Annotated in this window: 16 protein-coding genes; 13 read left to right on the top strand and 3 right to left on the bottom strand. The window is 64.1% G+C overall.

Annotation, left to right across the window (positions count from 1 at the left end; all coding sequences use genetic code 11):
• The first annotated feature begins 2 nt into the window (after positions 1-2).
• The 12 genes from SO156_RS34725 (at position 3) to SO156_RS34670 (ending at position 13,991) form a co-directional block, all read left to right on the top strand.
• Positions 3-638, top strand: a complete 636-nt coding sequence (locus SO156_RS34725) for an arylesterase (RefSeq protein ID WP_498537913.1) — start codon at positions 3-5, stop codon at positions 636-638.
• Between the two features lie 173 nt (positions 639-811).
• Entirely contained in the window at positions 812-1,348 is a 537-nt protein-coding gene (gene thpR, locus SO156_RS34720; protein ID WP_498537912.1) for an RNA 2',3'-cyclic phosphodiesterase, read from the top strand.
• A 141-nt stretch (positions 1,349-1,489) separates the two neighbouring features.
• Entirely contained in the window at positions 1,490-2,677 is a 1,188-nt protein-coding gene (zapE, locus tag SO156_RS34715; protein ID WP_498537911.1) for a cell division protein ZapE, read from the top strand.
• A 250-nt stretch (positions 2,678-2,927) separates the two neighbouring features.
• Entirely contained in the window at positions 2,928-3,896 is a 969-nt protein-coding gene (gene mdh, locus SO156_RS34710) for a malate dehydrogenase (protein ID WP_458149013.1), read from the top strand.
• A gap of 197 nt (positions 3,897-4,093) precedes the next feature.
• The gene (gene sucC / locus SO156_RS34705; protein WP_498537910.1) at positions 4,094-5,290 is read left to right on the top strand and encodes an ADP-forming succinate--CoA ligase subunit beta; all 1,197 of its coding nucleotides are present in this window, start codon (positions 4,094-4,096) and stop codon (positions 5,288-5,290) included.
• A gap of 3 nt (positions 5,291-5,293) precedes the next feature.
• Positions 5,294-5,773 carry a DUF1579 family protein gene (locus tag SO156_RS34700; RefSeq protein ID WP_458149015.1) on the top strand — a complete coding sequence of 160 codons (480 nt, stop codon included), beginning with the start codon at positions 5,294-5,296 and terminating at the stop codon, positions 5,771-5,773.
• A 24-nt stretch (positions 5,774-5,797) separates the two neighbouring features.
• On the top strand, positions 5,798-6,682 hold the full coding sequence (sucD, locus tag SO156_RS34695; protein WP_498537909.1) for a succinate--CoA ligase subunit alpha: 885 nt from the start codon (positions 5,798-5,800) through the stop codon (positions 6,680-6,682).
• Between the two features lie 137 nt (positions 6,683-6,819).
• Positions 6,820-9,777, top strand: a complete 2,958-nt coding sequence (locus SO156_RS34690) for a 2-oxoglutarate dehydrogenase E1 component (RefSeq protein ID WP_458149016.1) — start codon at positions 6,820-6,822, stop codon at positions 9,775-9,777.
• 159 nt (positions 9,778-9,936) lie between these two features.
• Positions 9,937-11,172, top strand: coding sequence for a 2-oxoglutarate dehydrogenase complex dihydrolipoyllysine-residue succinyltransferase (odhB, locus tag SO156_RS34685; RefSeq protein ID WP_498537908.1), 1,236 nt, complete (start codon positions 9,937-9,939; stop codon positions 11,170-11,172).
• A 55-nt stretch (positions 11,173-11,227) separates the two neighbouring features.
• A complete protein-coding gene (locus tag SO156_RS34680) occupies positions 11,228-11,989 on the top strand; it encodes an SDR family oxidoreductase (RefSeq protein WP_458149018.1) in 762 nt (253 codons plus the stop codon).
• A 37-nt stretch (positions 11,990-12,026) separates the two neighbouring features.
• Positions 12,027-13,427, top strand: a complete 1,401-nt coding sequence (gene lpdA, locus SO156_RS34675) for a dihydrolipoyl dehydrogenase (protein WP_498537907.1) — start codon at positions 12,027-12,029, stop codon at positions 13,425-13,427.
• 33 nt (positions 13,428-13,460) lie between these two features.
• Entirely contained in the window at positions 13,461-13,991 is a 531-nt protein-coding gene (locus SO156_RS34670) for a hypothetical protein (protein WP_458149020.1), read from the top strand.
• Positions 13,992-14,178: 187 nt separating this feature from the next.
• On the opposite strand, the gene SO156_RS34665 is transcribed toward SO156_RS34670, so the two are convergent.
• Positions 14,179-14,772 (bottom strand): DUF4337 domain-containing protein, encoded by a 594-nt coding sequence (locus SO156_RS34665; protein WP_458149021.1) that lies wholly within the window; start codon positions 14,770-14,772, stop codon positions 14,179-14,181.
• Positions 14,773-14,855: 83 nt separating this feature from the next.
• Positions 14,856-15,824: a tyrosine recombinase XerC gene (locus SO156_RS34660; protein ID WP_498537906.1), complete on the bottom strand. Its 969-nt coding sequence runs from the start codon at positions 15,822-15,824 to the stop codon at positions 14,856-14,858.
• A 135-nt stretch (positions 15,825-15,959) separates the two neighbouring features.
• On the opposite strand from SO156_RS34660, the gene SO156_RS34655 reads away from it, so the two are divergent.
• Positions 15,960-18,167 carry a primosomal protein N' gene (locus tag SO156_RS34655; protein WP_498537905.1) on the top strand — a complete coding sequence of 736 codons (2,208 nt, stop codon included), beginning with the start codon at positions 15,960-15,962 and terminating at the stop codon, positions 18,165-18,167.
• A 195-nt stretch (positions 18,168-18,362) separates the two neighbouring features.
• On the opposite strand, the gene SO156_RS34650 is transcribed toward SO156_RS34655, so the two are convergent.
• Positions 18,363-18,863, bottom strand: a complete 501-nt coding sequence (locus SO156_RS34650; RefSeq protein ID WP_498537904.1) for a septal ring lytic transglycosylase RlpA family protein — start codon at positions 18,861-18,863, stop codon at positions 18,363-18,365.
• Positions 18,864-19,508 lie beyond the last annotated feature (645 nt).

Raw genomic sequence — 19,508 nt, 5'->3', positions numbered from 1 at the left:
TCATGCACATAGCCGTGTTGATGGTCGCTTTGATGACGGGGATTGCCGGCGCCAGCGCGCAGACCAAATCGCCGGTCAAGCTCGTCGTGCTCGGCGATTCCCTGAGCGCCGGCCTCGGCCTTCAGGGTCAGGACGCATTTCCCATGAGGCTCCAAAAAGCCTTGAAGGACAAAGGTATAGCCGTCGACATGATCAATGCCGGGGTGTCCGGCGACACCTCGTCCGGCGGCCGCGACCGGCTCGACTGGTCGGTGCCGGAGGGAACCGAGGGGGTCATCGTCGAGCTCGGGGCCAACGATGCGCTGCGCGGGCTCGACCCCGACGTCACGCGCGCCGCGCTCGGCGACATCGTGGCGCGGCTGAAGGCGCGCGGCGTTGCCGTGATGCTGTGCGGCATGCTGGCGCCGCCGAATTACGGGGCCGACTATGCCGCGCGCTTCAATTCGATTTATCCGGATCTGGCGAAAAAATTCGACGTGCCGCTGTATCCGTTCTTCCTCGACGGTGTCGCGGCCGACGCCAAGCTCAACCAGGCCGACGGCATTCATCCCACCGCTGCGGGTGTCGACATCATCGTCAAGAACATGATGCCCACCGTCGAGGCATTCCTTGGCACGATAGGCGGGCAACGGCGTTGAAAAGCAGGCAATACTAACCCTAATTCCCAGGGTTTTCCCGGAGTAGCCAGCGCTACGCTTCGCAGAGTCACATAACTGCGATAGGAATCAGGTTACCGGTGATTCGTCACCGGCTCTAATTTGGACATGGGCCTTTTTCAAGGCGCATGTCCAAGCATCGGGAGTGCTCAACGATGCCACGCTTGTTTACTGGTCTGGAAATTCCGGCCGAGGTCGGTCAGACACTTTCCAACTTGCGGGGCGGCCTTCCCGGCGCCCGCTGGATCGATCCCGAAAATTACCACGTCACGCTGCGCTTCATTGGCGACATCGACGGCATTTCCGCCAACGAGATCGCCTCGATGCTGTTTCGCGTCAATCGCAAGCCTTTCGAGGTGAAGGTGCAGGGGCTCACGAGCTTCGGCGGCCGCAAGCCACGCGCGGTCGTTGCAGCCATCGAGCCGAGCCGGCCCTTGATCGAATTGCAGGCCGAGCTCGAGCGGATGATGCAGCGCATCGGCCTCGATCCGGAAGGGCGCAAATTCATTCCGCACGTCACGCTGGCGCGGCTGCACGATGCCTCGGACCAGGACGTCGCCGATTATCTCTCGCTGCGCGGCTACTTTCCGAGCAAGGTGTTCACGGCCGAGCGTTTCGTGCTGTTCTCCTCGCGCGCGTCGACGGGCGGCGGGCCGTATGTTGTCGAAGATTCCTACGACCTGTGCGCGTAGGCGGTCGACGTCGCCGGAAGCCTTCGTTGACGCTGGCATTCCAGAATACGGCGCCTTAACGGCGCCGTAACCCACCAGCGCATACCCCCTGGCACCAATTCTCGGCTTGCATTTTCGGCCGGTCTCTGGCGGTAAGGGGACATGCTCTCCACCCCCAATTCATCGTTCCGAAGCGAATACCAGGCGCTGGTCTCTTCCGGCGCGATCGAGCCGGATGCGGCGCAGGCCGAGGTCGCGGAGGCCTATGCGGCGCTGGATCAGCGGCTTCAAAACTACAAGCCCGTGCGCAAGCAGGGGCTGCTCGGCCGACTGTTCGGCGGCGGCGACAAGGACGATGCGCCGCGCGGGCTCTACATCTATGGCGAGGTCGGGCGCGGCAAGACCATGCTGATGGATCTGTTCTTTCAGCACTCCTCCGTCGCGCACAAGCGCCGCGCGCATTTCCACGAATTCATGGCCGAGGTGCATGAGCGGATCTACGGCTATCGCCAGAACATCGCGCGCGGCGAGATCGCCGACGGCGATGTCATCGCGCTGACTGCGCATGCGATCTTCGAGGAGAGCTGGCTGCTCTGCTTCGACGAGTTTCACGTCACCGACATCGCGGATGCGATGATCCTGGGCAGGCTGTTCGCAAAACTGTTCGAGCTCGGCACGGTGGTGGTCGCGACGTCGAACGTCGCGCCCGACGATCTCTACAAGGGCGGGCTCAATCGCGCGCTGTTCCTTCCGTTCATCGCGCAGATCAACGATCACATGGACGTGCTGCGGCTCGATGCGCGCACCGACTTCCGGCTGGAAAAACTTCAGGGCGTGAAGATGTGGCTCGTGCCGGCCGATGCCGACGCCGATGCCGCGCTCGATCGCGCCTGGGCGAAGATGACTGGCCATGCCAAATGCAAGTCGCGCGACATTTCGATCAAGGGTCGCATCCTGCACGTGCCGTGCTCGGCACACGGCGTGGCCCGGTTCTCGTTCGCCGATCTCTGCGAGAAGCCGCTCGGCGCATCCGACTACCTGCGGCTCGCGCACGACTATCACACCATCCTGGTCGACCATATTCCAGTGATGGACTTCGCCGAGCGCAACGCCGCCAAGCGCTTCATCACGCTGATCGACACGCTCTATGACAATGCCGTGAAGCTGATGGCCTCGGCCAAGGCCAATCCGGTGTCGCTGTATCTGGCCAACGAAGGCAACGAGGCGAACGAGTTCAAGCGCACGTCCTCGCGCCTGATCGAGATGAGCTCGGAATCCTATCTGGCGCAGCCGCACGGCCGTAAGGATTCCACCGCCAGCGGCTCTACCAAGGGCCTGGTGGAGACTTAAGTCCTATTTTCCAACACCGTCATTTCGGGGCGCGCGTCAGCGCGAACCCGGAATCCCGCGCCACAACTTCGAGATTCCGGGTTCGCCCGCGCGATGGCGCGGGCGCCCCGGAATGACAGCGTTATCGTTGCGCGCCCCAATTCTCGGCAAGCTCGACAATTGAGCACTCGGCGACTTGAACGGGGGAGGCGAAAGGGATAACCACCCGTCTCAGTTTTCCCCTCCTTACGTGTCTAAAGGACAGGTTCACATGGCGCGCGACAAGATTGCTTTGATTGGCTCCGGTCAGATCGGCGGAACGTTGGCTCATCTCATCGGCCTGAAAGAACTCGGCGACGTGGTGATGTTCGACATCGCCGAGGGCGTGCCGCAGGGCAAGGCGCTCGACATCGCGCAGTCTTCGCCGGTCGACGGTTTTGACGCGCATTACACCGGCGCGAACTCCTACGAGGCGCTCGACAACGCAAAAGTCTGCATCGTCACCGCCGGCGTGCCGCGCAAGCCCGGCATGAGCCGTGACGACCTTCTCTCCATCAACCTCAAGGTCATGGAGCAGGTCGGTGCCGGCATCAAGAAGTACGCCCCCGACGCCTTCGTCATCTGCATCACCAACCCGCTCGACGCCATGGTCTGGGCGCTCCAGAAGGCCTCGGGGCTGCCGCACAAGAAGGTCGTCGGCATGGCCGGCGTGCTGGATTCGGCGCGCTTCCGCTACTTCCTGGCCGATGAGTTCAACGTCTCCGTCGAAGACGTCACCGCCTTCGTGCTCGGCGGCCACGGCGACACCATGGTGCCGCTGGTGAAGTATTCGACCGTCGCCGGCATTCCGCTGCCCGACCTCGTCAAGATGGGCTGGACCTCGCAGGCGCGTCTCGACGAGATCGTCGATCGTACCCGCAATGGCGGCGCCGAGATCGTCAACCTGCTGAAGACCGGCTCGGCCTTCTATGCGCCGGCGGCGTCTGCGATCGCGATGGCCGAGAGCTATCTGAAGGACAAGAAGCGCGTGCTGCCCTGCGCCGCGTACCTCAATGGCGAATACGCCGTGAAGGACATGTATGTCGGCGTGCCCGTCGTGATCGGCTCCAAGGGCGTCGAGCGTGTCGTCGAGATCGAGCTCGCCGGCAAGGACCGCGAGGCCTTCGACAAGTCGGTCGGTGCGGTGTCCGGCCTGATCGACGCCTGCAAGAAGATCGCGCCCGACCTTCTGGGCCGCTGATCGGAAAGAAATCTCGCCGAGGATCGGACCCGATCCTCGGCGCTTTCATGTCCGGAACCCCCGTCGGGAGGGTTTTCGGGTCCGGCAGTCCAGAGTCCAAAAGATTCCGGGTTGCAGTTGTTCTGGTATATGGTATGCCAGAGAGAATTAGAGGTGAACCCCCGAGGTCACCACGCGCGGGTTCAGGGAGCGACCAGATGAATATCCACGAGTATCAGGCCAAGGCGCTTTTGAACGAGTTCGGCGTGCCGATCTCCAAGGGCGTTCCGGTCCTGAAGGCGGCTGATGCAGAAGCGGCGGCAAAGGCTCTCCCGGGCCCGGTCTGGGTGGTGAAGAGCCAGATCCATGCCGGTGGCCGCGGCAAGGGCAAGTTCAAGGAAGCCTCAGCCGGCGAGAAGGGCGGCGTCCGCATCGCCAAGTCGGCCACTGAAGTTGCCGAATTCGCCAAGCAGATGCTCGGCGCAACGCTCGTGACGGTGCAGACGGGACCTGCCGGCAAGCAGGTCAACCGCCTCTACATCGAGGACGGCTCCGACATCGACAAGGAGTTCTATCTTTCGATCCTGGTCGACCGCGAGACCTCGCGCGTCTCCTTCGTGGTGTCGACCGAAGGCGGCGTCAACATCGAGGACGTTGCGCACAACACGCCTGAGAAGATCGTTACCTTCTCGGTCGATCCGGCGACCGGCATCATGGGCCATCACGGCCGCACCGTCGCCAAGGCGCTGAACCTGTCCGGCGATCTCGCCAAGCAGGCCGAAAAGCTCACCGCGCAGCTCTTTGCCGCGTTCGTCGCCAAGGACATGTCGATGCTGGAGATCAACCCGCTGGTCGTGACCAAGCAGGGCCAGCTCCGCGTGCTCGACGCCAAGGTCTCGTTCGACGACAACGCGCTGTTCCGTCATCCCGAAGTGGTGGCGCTGCGCGACGAGACCGAAGAGGACGCCAAGGAGATCGAGGCCTCGAAATACGATCTCAACTACGTCACGCTCGACGGCAATATCGGCTGCATGGTCAACGGCGCCGGCCTTGCCATGGCGACCATGGACATCATCAAGCTCTACGGCATGGCGCCGGCCAACTTCCTCGACGTCGGCGGCAGCGCGAGCAAGGAAAAGGTTGCCGCCGCCTTCAAGATCATCACCGCCGACCCGAACGTGAAGGGCATTCTGGTCAACATCTTCGGTGGTATCATGAAGTGTGACGTGATCGCCGAAGGCGTCACCGCCGCGGTGCGCGAAGTCGGCCTCAGCGTCCCGCTGGTGGTCCGCCTCGAAGGCACCAATGTCGAACTCGGCAAGAAGATCATCCGTGAATCTGGCCTGAACGTCGTGCCGGCCGACAATCTCGATGACGCCGCGCAGAAGATCGTGAAGGCCGTCAAGGGAGGCTAGGCCATGCCCCAGGACCATCTCGCCCAATCATCTCCGCTGCCGGAACACGCGCGTCTTGCCGCGTTCGCCGGTGAATGGAATGGCGAGGAGATGGTCTACCCGTCGCGCTGGAATGCCGGTGGGCCGGCGACCTCGCGCATCGTGGCGCGCATGGATCTCAACGGCTTCTATCTGATCCAGGACGCTGTCCAGATGCGCGACGGCAAGGAGATCTTCGCCACCCACGGCATCTTCACCTACGACCGCGACGACCGGACCTACAAATTGTTCTGGTACGACTCGCTCGGCTACACGCCGCCCTCGCCCGCCTCGGGCGGTTGGGTCGGCAAGACCCTGACGCTGGTGCGCGGCTCGCTGCGCGGCAATGCGCGCCACGTCTACGAGATCATCGACGACAATTCCTATTCGTTGAAGATCCAGTTCTCGCCGGACGCGGAAGGCTGGGCCGACGTGCTCACCGGCGTCTATCGTCGCATCCACTAAAGTTAGTTCGCGAAAGCAGACCTCATGTCCATCCTGATCGACAAGAACACCAAGGTCATCTGCCAGGGCTTTACCGGCAAGAACGGCACCTTCCATTCCGAGGCCGCGATTGCCTACGGCACCAAGATGGTCGGCGGCACCTCGCCGGGCAAAGGCGGCGCGACGCATCTGGGCCTGCCGGTGTTCGACACCGTGCGCGAGGCGCGTGAAAAGACCGGTGCGGATGCGTCGGTGATCTACGTGCCGCCGCCGGGCGCAGCGGACGCGATCTGCGAAGCCATCGATGCCGAGATCCCGCTGATCGTCTGCATCACCGAAGGCATTCCGGTCATCGACATGGTGCGCGTGAAGCGCTCGCTGGCCGGCTCCAAGTCGCGCCTGATCGGGCCGAACTGCCCGGGCGTCATGACCGCCGGCGAATGCAAGATCGGCATCATGCCCGCCAACATCTTCAAGACCGGCAGCGTCGGCATCGTCTCCCGCTCCGGCACGCTGACCTATGAAGCCGTGTTCCAGACCTCGCAGGAAGGCCTCGGTCAGACCACCGCGGTCGGCATCGGCGGCGACCCTGTCAAGGGCACCGAATTCATCGACGTGCTGGAAATGCTGCTGGCCGACCCCAAGACCGAGTCGATCATCATGATCGGCGAGATCGGCGGTTCCGCCGAGGAGGACGCCGCCCAGTTCCTCAAGGACGAGGCAAAGCGTGGTCGCAAGAAGCCGATGGTCGGCTTCATTGCTGGCGTTACCGCTCCTCCCGGCCGCCGCATGGGCCATGCCGGCGCGATCATCTCGGGCGGCAAGGGCGATGCCGGTTCCAAGACGGAAGCGATGAAATCGGCCGGTATCACCGTTTCTCCGTCCCCGGCGCGGCTCGGTCATACCCTTGCCGAAAAGTTGAAAGACTAGTTCAGTTCTTGGTACTTTTCCGGGCGAAAGTTCGCAACAGATAGGGTAAACGGTGCCTGACACGCCGATCCGCTGCCGGAGGATCGGTGTCGGCGCCGTTTTCATTTGCGCGAACCGAAATCGCCAGGAAGTCAAGAATGTCTCGCCAGGACGCGAACGCAGCCTTTGCCCTCTCATCCTTTTTGCAGGGCACCAACGCCACCTACATCGACGAAATCTACGCCCGCTATGAGAAGGATCCCTCCTCGGTCGACGCCGAGTGGCAGGAGTTCTTCCAGAGCCTGAAGGATCAGCCGGCCGACGTTCGCAAGAACGCGGAGGGGCCGTCCTGGGCCCGGGACAACTGGCCGGTGACACCCCAGGACGAGCTGACCTCGGCGCTCGACGGCAACTGGGCCCAGGTCGAGAAGGCGGTCGGCACCAAGATCGCCGCCAAGGCGCAGGCCAAGGGAGCCGATCTCTCCTCGGCCGACGTGCTCCAGGCCACGCGCGATTCGGTGCGTGCCTTGATGCTGATCCGCGCCTACCGCATGCGCGGTCATTTCCACGCCAAGCTCGACCCGCTCGGCATCGAGGCGCCGCGCAACCGCGAGGAGCTCGATCCGCGCACCTACGGCTTCAGCGAGGCCGACTTCGACCGCAGGATCTTCCTCGATCACGTGCTTGGTCTCGAATACGGCAATTTGCGCGAGATCGTCGCGATCTGCGAGCGCACCTACTGCCAGACGCTCGGCGTCGAATTCATGCACATCAGCAACGCGGCGCAGAAGGCCTGGATCCAGGAGCGCATCGAAGGTCCGGACAAGGAGATCTCCTTCACCCCTGAAGGCCGCCGCGCCATCCTGACGAAGCTGGTCGAAGCGGAAGGCTTCGAGAAGTTCTGCGACACCAAGTTCACCGGCACCAAGCGTTTCGGCCTCGACGGCGGCGAGGCGTTGATCCCCGCGCTCGAGCAAATCATCAAGCGCGGCGGCAATCTCGGCGTGAAGGAAATCGTGGTGGGCATGCCGCATCGCGGCCGCCTCAACGTGCTGACCCAGGTGATGGGCAAGGCGCACCGCGCGCTGTTCCATGAATTCAAGGGTGGCTCGGCCAACCCCGACGCGGTCGAAGGCTCGGGCGACGTCAAATATCACCTCGGCGCCTCCTCGGATCGCGAGTTCGACAGTAACCGCATCCACCTGTCGCTGACCGCGAACCCCTCGCATCTGGAGATCGTTGATCCAGTGGTGCTCGGCAAGGTCCGCGCCAAGCAGGATCAGCATGGCGACCCACCGGACATGCGCATCTCGGTGCTACCGCTCCTGATGCATGGCGACGCGGCGTTCGCCGGCCAGGGCGTGGTTGCGGAATGCTTCAGCCTCTCGGACCTGAAGGGCTACCGCACCGGTGGCTCGCTGCATTTCATCGTCAACAACCAGATCGGCTTCACCACCTATCCGCGCTACTCGCGCTCCTCGCCCTATCCGTCTGATGTGGCGAAGATGATCGATGCGCCGATCTTCCACGTCAACGGCGACGATCCGGAGGCCGTGGTATTCGCCGCCAAGGTCGCGATCGAGTTCCGGCAGAAGTTCCACAAGCCGGTGGTCATCGACATGTGGTGCTATCGCCGCTACGGCCACAATGAGGGCGACGAGCCGGCATTCACCCAACCGGTGATGTACAAGCGCATCGCGGCACATCCGTCGACGCTGACGCTCTACGCCAAGCGCCTGATCGCCGAGGGCGTGGTCACCGAAGGCGAGGTCGACAAGCTGAAGGCCGACTGGCGCGCGCGGCTCGATGCCGAGTTCGAGGCCGGCACCAGCTACAAGCCGAACAAGGCCGACTGGCTCGACGGCAAATGGGCCGGCTTCAAGATCGCCGACCAGGAAGAGGACGCCCGCCGCGGCGTCACCGGCGTCGAGATCGCCGTCCTCAAGGACGTCGGCCGCAAGATCACCAAGGTGCCCGACGGCTTCCGCGTTCACCGCACCATCCAGCGCTTCCTCGACAACCGCGCCAAGGCGATCGACAACGGCGTGGGCATTGACTGGGCGACCGGCGAGGCGCTGGCGTTCTGCTCGCTGCTGGAGGAAGGTCGTCATGTCCGCCTGTCCGGCCAGGACTGCGAGCGCGGCACCTTCTCGCAGCGCCATTCGGTGCTGATCGACCAGGAGGACGAGAGCCGCTACACGCCGTTCAACCATCTCGGCGTTGAGCAGGGACATTACGAGGTCATCAACTCGCTGCTCTCGGAAGAGGCCGTGCTCGGCTTCGAATACGGCTACTCGCTGGCCGAGCCGAATGCGCTGGCGCTGTGGGAGGCGCAGTTCGGCGACTTCGCCAACGGCGCGCAGGTGCTGTTCGACCAGTTCATCTCCTCGGGCGAGCGCAAATGGCTGCGCATGTCGGGTCTCGTCTGCCTCCTGCCGCATGGCTATGAGGGGCAGGGACCGGAGCACTCCTCGGCGCGCCTCGAGCGCTACCTGCAGATGTGCGCTGAAGACAACATGCAGGTGGTCTATCCGACCACGCCGGCGAACTACTTCCACGTGCTGCGCCGCCAGCTGCATCGCGAGATCCGCAAGCCCCTGATCCTGATGACGCCGAAGTCGCTGCTGCGGCACAAGCGTGCGGTGTCGCGGCTCGACGAACTCGCCAAGGGCACGACGTTCCACCGCATCCTCTATGATGACGCCCAGATGCTGCCGAACGAGGCCACCAAGCTGGTGCCCGACGAGAAGATCCGCCGGCTCGTGCTGTGCTCGGGCAAGGTCTATTACGACCTCTACGAGGAGCGCGAGAAGCGTGGCATCGACGACATCTATTTGATGCGCGTCGAGCAGCTCTATCCGGTGCCGCTGAAGGCGCTGGTCGCGGAGCTCTCGCGTTTCAAGAAGGCCGAAGTGATCTGGTGCCAGGAGGAGCCGCGCAACATGGGTGCGTGGCACTTCATCGAGCCCTATCTCGAATGGGTGCTCAACCAGGTGAACGGCGTAAGCCGGCGTCCGCGCTATGTTGGCCGCGCCGCCTCCGCCGCGACGGCGACGGGCTTGATGTCGAAGCACCAGGCGCAGCTCAAGGCGTTCCTGGACGAAGCACTGAGCTGATAGGTTTTTAAGACGTCGTCATGCCCCGCGAAGGCGGGGCATCCAGTACTCCGCGGCGTTCCTTCTGATCACGAAGGTCACGGCGTACTGGATTGCCCGCCTGCGCGGGCAATGACGTATGAAATTCATGACCGCACAAGCGATCTTAGGGAAAAGACCATGACTGAAATTCGTGTGCCGACGCTCGGCGAATCCGTCACCGAGGCCACCATCGGCCGCTGGTTCAAGAAGGCCGGCGATCCCGTCGCCGTCGACGAGCCCCTGGTGGAGCTCGAGACCGACAAGGTCACCATCGAAGTGCCGGCGCCCTCGGCCGGCACGCTCAGCGAGATCATTGCCGCTGACGGTGCGACGGTTGCGGTCGGCGCGCTGCTTGGACAGATCACCGATGGCGCCGGTGCTGCCAAGCCGGCCGCCGCTCCCGCCAAGCCTGCCGCTGCCGCCGCGCCAGCTGCGGCGCCCGCGCCTGCAGCGCCCAAGGCCGCGCCCGCCGATGCGCCGCTCGCCCCATCGGTGCGAAAGCTCTCGGCCGAGACCGGCATCGATGCCTCGACCGTTCCGGGCTCGGGCAAGGACGGCCGCGTCACCAAGGGCGACATGCTTGCCGCGATCGAGCGCGCCGCTTCCGCGCCGACCCCGGTCAACCAGCCGGCCGCGGCCGTGCAGGTGCGTGCCCCGTCGCCGGCCGACGACGCCGCGCGCGAGGAGCGCGTCAAGATGACCCGTCTGCGCCAGACCATCGCGCGGCGCCTCAAGGACGTGCAGAACACCGCTGCGATGCTGACGACCTTCAACGAGGTCGACATGACCAACGTCATGGCGCTGCGCGCGCACTACAAGGATGTGTTCGAGAAGAAGCACGGCTCCAAGCTCGGCTTCATGGGCTTCTTCACCAAGGCGGTCGTGCAGGCGCTGAAGGACATCCCGGCGGTCAACGCCGAGATCGACGGCACCGACCTGATCTACAAGAACTACTATCACATCGGCGTCGCCGTCGGCACCGACAAGGGACTTGTCGTTCCCGTGGTCCGCGATTGCGACCAGAAGTCGATCGCGGATATCGAAAAGGGCATCGCCGATTTCGGCCGCCGTGCGCGTGACGGCCAGCTCAAGATCGAGGAGATGCAGGGCGGCACGTTCACCATCACGAATGGTGGCATCTACGGCTCGCTGATGTCGACGCCGATCCTGAACGCGCCGCAGTCCGGCATCCTCGGCATGCACAAGATTCAAGAGCGGCCGATGGTGATCGGTGGCAAGATCGAGGTCCGCCCGATGATGTATCTGGCGCTGTCCTACGATCACCGCGTGATCGACGGCAAGGAAGCCGTGACCTTCCTGGTTCGCGTCAAGGAGAGCCTGGAAGATCCGGCGCGGCTGGTCCTGGACCTCTGACACCCAAAGTCTTGAAAGTGCCGTCGCCTGCACGGGCGACGGCCTGTGCGCAAGGATGGAGGCGAACGTGACGGACAAGGTTGCGATCATCACCGGCGGCAGCCGTGGCATCGGCCGCGCCACTGCGCTTGCAGCGGCGGCGCGCGGTTTTCGCGTGGTCGTCGGCTATGCCAGCAACAAGAAGGCTGCCGATGAAGTCGTCGCCGCGATCGAAGCCAGGAACGGCAAGGCGATCGCGGTGAAATGCGATGTCGCCGAGGAGCAAGATGTCCTCGCGCTGTTCAAGGCCGCCGACCAGTTCGGCACGCTCGGCGCGCTCGTCAACAATGGCGGTATTGTCGGCAAGAGCGGCGTGCGCGTCGACGAGATGTCGGCTGAGCGCATCCAGCGCGTGATGGCCGTCAACGTCACCGGCTCCATCCTCTGCGCACGCGAGGCGGTGAAGCGGATGTCGACCAAGCACGGTGGCAAGGGCGGCGTCATCGTCAATCTGTCGTCGGTCGCCGCCAAGCTCGGCTCGCCCAACACCTATGTCGACTATGCCGCCTCCAAGGGCGCGATCGATTCCTTCACCGTCGGCCTCGGCTACGAGGTCGCCAGCGAAGGCATTCGCGTCGCGGGCATCCGCCCGGGCCTGATCGACACCGAAATCCACGCCGCCGGCGGCGAGCCCGATCGGGCCCATCGTCTGGCCCATTCGGTGCCGATGAAGCGCGTCGGCACCGCCGAGGAAATCGCCAATGCCATCGTCTGGCTGATGTCGGACGATGCCTCTTACGTCACCTCAGCCATTCTCGATGTGTCCGGCGGACGCTGACACATCCTTTCACGCTTAACCTACGGGACTTCCTCTCATGGCTACCTACGATCTCGTCGTCATCGGCACCGGACCGGGCGGTTATGTCTGCGCGGTGCGCGCAGCGCAGCTCGGCATGAAAGTCGCCGTGGTGGAGAAGAATTCAACGCTTGGCGGCACCTGCCTCAATGTCGGCTGCATGCCGTCGAAGGCGCTGCTGCATGCTTCCGAGATGTTCGAGGAAGCCGCGCACTCCTTTGCCAAGATGGGCGTCTCGGTCTCGGCGCCGAAGCTCGAGCTTCCGGCGATGATGAACTTCAAGCAGCAGGGCATCGACGGCAACGTCAAGGGCGTCGAGTTCCTGATGAAGAAGAACAAGATCGACGTGCTCAAGGGCAACGGCAAGATCCTCGGCACCGGCAAGGTCGAGGTGTCCGCGGACGGCAAGTCGCAAGTCGTCGATACCAAGAACATCGTGATCGCCACCGGCTCGGACATCGCGCGGCTCAAGGGCATCGAGATCGACGAGAAGCGCATCGTGTCGTCGACCGGCGCGCTGTCGCTGGAGAAGGTGCCGGGCAGGTTGCTGGTCATCGGAGCCGGCGTGATCGGGCTCGAGCTTGGCTCGGTGTGGCGCAGGCTCGGGTCCGAAGTCATGGTCGTCGAATTCCTCGATCGCATCCTGCCGGGCATGGACGGTGAAGTCGCACGACAATTTCAACGCATGCTGGAAAAGCAGGGATTCGCGTTCAAGCTGGGCTCGAAGGTCACCGGCGTCGAAACGAACGGCAAGGCACTGCTTGCGAAGATCGAGCCGGCCGCGGGCGGTGCGGCTGAGACCATCGAGGCTGATGTCGTGCTGGTCTGCATCGGCCGCGTGCCCTACACTGATGGCCTGGGGCTGAAGGAGGCCGGCGTTGCGCTTGATAACCGCGGCCGCGTCCAGATCGATGCTCACTTCGCGACCACCCTGAAGGGCGTCTACGCCATCGGCGATGTCGTCGCCGGCCCGATGCTTGCGCACAAGGCGGAAGACGAAGGCGTCGCGGTTGCGGAAATTCTCGCCGGCCAGGCCGGCCACGTGAACTACGACGTGATCCCAGGTGTGGTGTATACCACGCCGGAAGTGTCCTCCGTCGGCAAGACCGAGGAAGAGCTGAAGCAGGCGGGCGTGGCCTACACGGTCGGGAAGTTTCCCTTTACCGCCAACGGCCGCTCCAAGGTCAACCAGACCACCGACGGTTTTGTGAAGATTCTCGCAGATGCGAAGACGGATCGTGTGCTTGGCGTGCACATTGTCGGCCGTGAGGCTGGCGAAATGATCCACGAGGCGTGTGTGCTGATGGAGTTTGGGGGCAGCGCGGAAGATCTCGCCCGCACCTGCCATGCGCATCCGACCCGCTCCGAGGCCGTCAAGGAAGCCGCGCTTGCAGTCGGCAAGCGGGCCATCCATATGTAGGCGACGCGCCGAGCCGAATCGGGCGGGAAACACATGCTGCGCCGCCTTCTTCAACCGGTCTGGGTCCTGCTGGCGATCATCTTTTTGATCGAAGCCTGGCTGTGGGACCATCTCGAGCCGATCGTGGCGCGTGTCGTCGCCGCGATCCCGCTCGCGCAGTTCAAGCAATGGCTGACCGAACGCGTCGATGCGCTGTCGCCGGCGATGACGCTGATCGTCTTCATCGTGCCGATCATCCCGCTGTTTCCGCTCAAGCTGGTCGGGCTGTGGTTGCTCACCCACGAATATTGGATGAGCGCGGTGTTCACGATCCTGTTCGCCAAACTGCTCGGCGTCGGCGTCACCGCCTTCGTGTTCGACGTGACGCGCGACAAGCTGCTGGAGATGGCGTGGTTCGAGCGGCTCTATGACTTCGTGATGATGATCCGCGCCAAATCGACGGCGCTGGTCGAGCCGATCAAGCTGCGCATCAAGAATGCCCTCACTGGTAACGGCGAAGGCTGGTCCTCACGGGCGCTCCGCCTGATCCAGCGCTTCCGCAAGAGTGTGCACGAGGCGCGGTAGCTCTCCGCCACATATTCGGTGTCATTGCCCGCCTTGTGCGCACTTGCGCACTGGAGCGGGCAATCCAGTATTCCAGAGACAGCGACGCATGAGCGGAGAAGCCGCGGCGTACTGGATGCCCCGGTCAAGCCGGGGCATGACAGCGGTATGTATGGTGACTGATTGCTGCGCCGTCTCCGGCGTCCTGCTACCCGTGCAGATGCAACAGATGCGGCCACCACAGGCCGAGCCCGGTCATCACCATGCCGGCGAGCGTCAGGATGCCGCCGACATAGGCGAGCGCAACGATGCCGGTGATGATGGTGGCGGACGCCAGCACGATTCCAATCTGGAAGGCGGCCGAGGCCAGCTCGAAGTGGTGATACTTTGCGGTCGCCTCGTCACGCTCGTGCTCGGCGTGCTTGGCCTTCTCCGCAAGCTGCTCGGTGCCTTCACCGGTCTCCGGCTCGGAGCGATAACGCGCCGCTGTCTTCTGCCAGTCCTCGATCTGCTTCTGGACGGCCGCCTTGGTGGCGTCGTCTGCGGCTGAGCCCAGCGTGAGCTTGCCCTGCTCGGCCGCGGTCTGCACCACGGTACGGCGAACGCTCTTGGCCTGGAAGAACGCCCAGAGATTGGCGGCCTCGACATTCTTGCTGATCGCCTCGGTCTGCGCACCCTTGCCGAGCGTCTCGGAGATCGCAAGGAACAGCGCCAGCACCGCGATCAGAAGGGCGATCTTCTTGTTCTCGCTGGATGCGTGCTCGGCATGCTCCGCGTGCTCCATGCTTTCGTGTGCGCTCATAATATTTCTCCTGCCTCGGTTCCCCACGATTGACCGAACTGCGCGGCGCGCGCAAGAGGCAAGCAAGTTGTGACGTCGGTGTGTCAGCGCCGCGGGTGCGCGCTGGCATAGACTTCGAGCAGCCGCTCGGAATCGATGCCGGTGTAGACCTGCGTGGTGGAAAGCGAGGAGTGGCCAAGCAGCTCCTGGATCGCGCGCAAATCGCCGCCGCGCGACAACAGATGCGTGGCGAAGGAATGCCGAAGCGCGTGCGGCGTCGCGCTGTCGGGCAGGCCGAGCGCGCCGCGCAGCCGCTCCATCGCGAGCTGGATGATGCGCGGGCTCAATGGACCGCCGCGCGCGCCGACGAAGATCGGTCCTTCGGCGGGAAGCGAATGCGGGCACATCGCGACATATTCGGCGACCAGGGCCAGCACATTTTGCAGCACCGGCACCATGCGCGTCTTGTTGCCCTTGCCGGTGACGACGAGCACATCGCCTTCGCCGGGGCGCGGCACGTCGCGCCGCTTCAGTCCAAGGGCTTCCGAGATGCGCAGGCCCGAGCCGTAGAGCAGAGCCATCACGGCGGCGTCGCGCACGAGGATCCAGGTTTCGCGCTCTTCGCCGGCGCGTTCGTCGGCGTCGGTGAGGCGTTTGGCAGATGCCATCGGGAGCGGCTTCGGCAGGCTCTTGGCCACCTTCGGCGCGCGGATCGCCGAGAGCGCGCCGACCTTGCCCTTGCCTTCGCGCTCCAGGAAGCGGCCGAACGAGCGAAGGCCCGCGAGCGCGCGCATCAGCGAGCGGCCTGCGACGTCGTCGGCGCGGCGCATCGCCATGAAGGCTCTGATGTCACTGGCCTCGAGCGCAGCGAAGCGCTTCACCGTCACGCGCTCGCCCCAATGGGTGCAGAGGAAATCCAGGCACTGCCTGAGGTCGCGGGCATAGGCCTCCAGCGTCTTCGGCGACAGCCGCCGCTCGGCGCCGAGATGCGACAGCCAGCGCATCATCTCCTGCGCGATGCTGTCATCGGCGCTGGCGAGCTCGATTTTCGGGGCGGCGGCCGCTCTGCTCATGAAGCCCTGACTTGAGCTCTGGACGTGGTGATTCCGCACAGTATATCGCATCCCACCCGTTTATCGTTCGCTAAGGCCGCTCGGCGGCGCTAGCCTGAACGTCCCAAGGTGCCGATTCTCCGTCAAAGACTGGTCATGGATCACTCGCCGCGCAACGCTCCCCAGGCCATTTCGACCCGCATGGTCGACGTGCTGGTGCCGGTCGCGCTCGACCAGACCTATTCCTACCGCGTGCCGCGCGGCATGGAATTGAAGGCGGGCGATCTCGTCGGCGTGCCGCTTGGCCCGCGCGAGGTGCTGGCGGTGGTGTGGGCGGAGAACGCCAATCCGGATCCGCGCCTGCACAATCGCCTCAAGGACGTCAGCGAGAAGCTCGAGGTCCCGCCGCTGAAGGGCGAGCTGCGCGCGCTCGTGGATTGGGTCGCCAACTACACGCTCGGTCCGCGCGGCATGGTTTTGCGCATGTGCCTGCGCATGGGCGAGAACCTCGGCCCCGAGCGGACGCGTGCCGGCGTGCGGCTGGTCGGCGATCCGCCAAGGCGCCTGACGCCGGCACGGCGGCGGGTGATCGAGGTGCTGTCGGATCGTCTGCTGCACGGCAAGTCCGATGTCGTGAAGGAGGCGGGCGTCTCGGCCGGGGTGATCGATGGCCTCGTCGACGAAGGCACCTTGACGGTCGAGCCGTTGCCGCCGCCGCCACCACCGCCGGCGCCCGATCCAGCCTACGGCCAGCCGGAGTTCACGCACCTCCAGCGCGCGGCGGTCGACGCGATGCGGGCGCTTGCGGCCAACGGCACCTTTCATGTCGCCCTGCTCGACGGTGTCACCGGCTCGGGCAAGACCGAGGTCTATTTCGAGGCGGTCGCCGAGACCATCCGCCGCGGCAAGCAGTCGTTGATCCTGATGCCGGAGATCGCGCTCACCGGCCAGTTCCTCGATCGCTTCACGCAACGTTTTGGCGTGCGGCCGCTGGAATGGCATTCGGAGCTGACCCCGCGCACCCGCGCGCGCAATTGGGCAGCGATCTCGGAAGGGATCGCGCCGGTCGTGGTCGGCGCGCGCTCGGCGCTGTTCCTGCCCTACGCCAATCTCGGCCTCATCGTCGTCGATGAAGAGCACGATCAGGCCTACAAGCAGGATGACGGCGTGCATTATCACGCCCGCGACATGGCAGTGGTGCGGGCGCATATCGCAAAGATTCCGATCGTGCTGGCCTCTGCCACGCCGTCGGTCGAATCAGAGGTCAATGCGCGCAAGGGACGCTATCAGCGCATCGCGCTGCCTTCGCGCTTCGGCGGCCAGCACATGCCGCATATCGAGGCGATCGACCTGCGCCGCGAGCAGCCGGCGCGCGGCCGCTTCATCTCGCCGCGGCTCGCCGGCGAGATCAAGACCGCGATCGAGCGGCGCGAGCAGGCGCTGCTGTTCCTCAATCGCCGCGGTTATGCGCCGCTGACGCTGTGCCGCGCCTGCGGTCACCGCTTTGCCTGCACCATCTGCGATGCCTGGCTGGTCGATCACAGGTTCCGCCAGCGGCTGGTCTGCCATCACTGTGGTTTCTCGATGCCGCGGCCGAACGTCTGCCCGCATTGCGCGGCGGAGGAATCGCTGGTCGCGGTCGGGCCCGGCGTCGAGCGGTTGCAGGAGGAGGCGGCTGCGCTGTTTCCGCAAGCGCGCACCATGGTGCTGTCGAGCGATCTGATCACCTCGATCGAGACCATGCGCTCGGAGCTGAATGACATTGCCGAGGGCCGCGTCGACATCATCATCGGCACCCAGCTCGTCGCCAAGGGTCACAATTTTCCGCGGCTCAATCTGGTCGGCGTCGTCGATGCGGATCTCGGCCTTTCCAACGGCGATCCGCGCGCCGCCGAGCGCACCTGGCAGTTGCTCAACCAGGTGATCGGCCGCGCCGGCCGCGAGCAGGGCCGCGGCGTCGGCTATTTGCAGACGCATCAGCCCGAGCATCCCGTGATGAAGGCGCTGATCGCCTGCGATCGCGAAGCCTTCTACGACAGCGAGATTGATCTGCGTGAGCGCACGCTCTACCCGCCGTTCGGGCGGCTCGCCGGCCTGATCATTTCCGCCGGCGATCGCCCGAGTGCGGAAGGCTTTGCGCGCCGGCTCGTTGCGCTGGCGCCGCGCGACGAGCGCGTGAAGGTGCTGGGCCCCGCCGAAGCGCCGCTCGCCGTGATCAAGGGCCGTTATCGTTTCCGGATCCTGGTGAAATCAGCGCGCGGCTTCGATCTCTCGGACTATTTGCGCAACTGGCTTGCCGTGGCGCCGAAGCCCAAAGGCAATCTCAAGCTCGAGACCGACGTCGACCCGCAGAGCTTTTTGTAGTTGCCCACTGTCATTCCGGGTTCGATGCTGCGCATCGCCCCGGAATGACGGCCGAGTGAAAAGCGACGGGTACACACGAAAAAGCCCGCCGTCCCCCAAGACGGCGGGCTTGTTTCGAACGCAGCAAATCTCACAAGGTCCGTTACGGACGATGAAGCTGCCGGGCTCGTTATGAGATGCGCGTCGAACGACGCGTCAGGAGACGACCTCGGCGGTCACGCGGCCGACGCCGGCGCCGGTCAGGCCGATGGCGCGGGCAGCGCCGGTGGAGAGATCGAGGACACGGCCGCGAACGAACGGGCCACGGTCATTGATGGTGACGATGACGCTCTGGCCGCCATGGGTGACGCGCAGCTTGGTGCCGAACGGCAGCGAACGGTGCGCCGCGGTCATGGCGTTCTGGTTGAAGCGTGCGCCCGACGCGGTGCGGCTGCCGGACTCGTTGCCGTAATAGGAGGCCATGCCGGAGAAGCTGTGGCCGGAACCCGAGGAGGGCGTCACGGAGGCGTTGGCGTTCATCCAGGAGCCTGCATTCGAATCGCTGGTGCTGGCCTCGTGGTGGTGATGGTGCCGGAAATGGTGGTGCCGGGGTTTGGCGGAAGCTTCGGTGGCAGTTCCACCGATGACGAGAGTGGCAGCGACGAAAGCGATCGCCGTCTGCGGCCGGGCGAACCCCAGCGGTTTCAATGACAACATTTATTGGTCCCTACGCTAGTATTGCCACATATGTGGCTAGTGGAGCCCCCATCAGGTTGTGAGCGATTGCGCGTTTCACGTTGCAATGCGGCATGAATTGGGCAGTAATTTCGTCATGTGTCGGGCTGAGACATCTTGTTATCCGATCGGATTTTTCTCGGATATTTTGTTGTCCCTGGCTTTAACGATTTATTAACCGATGGAATACTTGCGAATACTGTAGAGCCAAGTTATCGGCCGACGTGTTGAGAATTTGATAAGTAATTGACCAAGTGAAGCGGCGGCTGCCGACCTCACGCCTCTGCGAGCTGTGTTCATGGCCGGTATGCGAAAAAGGCAGGAACGAATTCCTGTCGGGCCGATCGGTCGGCGCTTCTGGGCGTCGTCAAAAATTGCGGCGCAGCCCGTTGGCCTCGCAGCACCTGTGACCACATCAGGGACGGAGAGCCGCAGCCTTTAATTTGGCGTCATGTTGCACCTGCGCGCCTGCTATGTTAGCAAAGCCGCGATTTTAACGAGCCCGGCACTTCCCTGTGTCGGTCGGAAATCGAAGTCCCGCTTGAATTCCAAGGGCTTGGATCGCTAGGCGCCGCTTCGTGGCGACGGTTTTTCCCTTGCGAATTTGACAGCTATAAAGAGCGCGTC

This window comes from Bradyrhizobium sp. UFLA05-125 (assembly GCF_059803515.1).
This window is presented reverse-complemented; position numbering and strand designations above follow the sequence as displayed.

Excerpts from the sequence above, each read along its gene's own strand:
- SO156_RS34680 (WP_458149018.1), top strand. The coding sequence starts at position 11,228 with ATGGAGGCGAACGTGACGGACAAGGTTGCGATCATCACCGGCGGCAGC.
- SO156_RS34700 (WP_458149015.1), top strand. The coding sequence starts at position 5,294 with ATGCCCCAGGACCATCTCGCCCAATCATCTCCGCTGCCGGAACACGCG.
- sucD (WP_498537909.1), top strand. The coding sequence starts at position 5,798 with ATGTCCATCCTGATCGACAAGAACACCAAGGTCATCTGCCAGGGCTTT.
- SO156_RS34650 (WP_498537904.1), bottom strand. The coding sequence starts at position 18,863 with ATGTTGTCATTGAAACCGCTGGGGTTCGCCCGGCCGCAGACGGCGATC.
- odhB (WP_498537908.1), top strand. The coding sequence starts at position 9,937 with ATGACTGAAATTCGTGTGCCGACGCTCGGCGAATCCGTCACCGAGGCC.
- zapE (WP_498537911.1), top strand. The coding sequence starts at position 1,490 with ATGCTCTCCACCCCCAATTCATCGTTCCGAAGCGAATACCAGGCGCTG.
- SO156_RS34660 (WP_498537906.1), bottom strand. The coding sequence starts at position 15,824 with ATGAGCAGAGCGGCCGCCGCCCCGAAAATCGAGCTCGCCAGCGCCGAT.
- mdh (WP_458149013.1), top strand. The coding sequence starts at position 2,928 with ATGGCGCGCGACAAGATTGCTTTGATTGGCTCCGGTCAGATCGGCGGA.
- thpR (WP_498537912.1), top strand. The coding sequence starts at position 812 with ATGCCACGCTTGTTTACTGGTCTGGAAATTCCGGCCGAGGTCGGTCAG.
- SO156_RS34690 (WP_458149016.1), top strand. The coding sequence starts at position 6,820 with ATGTCTCGCCAGGACGCGAACGCAGCCTTTGCCCTCTCATCCTTTTTG.
- lpdA (WP_498537907.1), top strand. The coding sequence starts at position 12,027 with ATGGCTACCTACGATCTCGTCGTCATCGGCACCGGACCGGGCGGTTAT.
- SO156_RS34655 (WP_498537905.1), top strand. The coding sequence starts at position 15,960 with ATGGATCACTCGCCGCGCAACGCTCCCCAGGCCATTTCGACCCGCATG.
- SO156_RS34725 (WP_498537913.1), top strand. The coding sequence starts at position 3 with ATGCACATAGCCGTGTTGATGGTCGCTTTGATGACGGGGATTGCCGGC.
- SO156_RS34665 (WP_458149021.1), bottom strand. The coding sequence starts at position 14,772 with ATGAGCGCACACGAAAGCATGGAGCACGCGGAGCATGCCGAGCACGCA.
- SO156_RS34670 (WP_458149020.1), top strand. The coding sequence starts at position 13,461 with ATGCTGCGCCGCCTTCTTCAACCGGTCTGGGTCCTGCTGGCGATCATC.
- sucC (WP_498537910.1), top strand. The coding sequence starts at position 4,094 with ATGAATATCCACGAGTATCAGGCCAAGGCGCTTTTGAACGAGTTCGGC.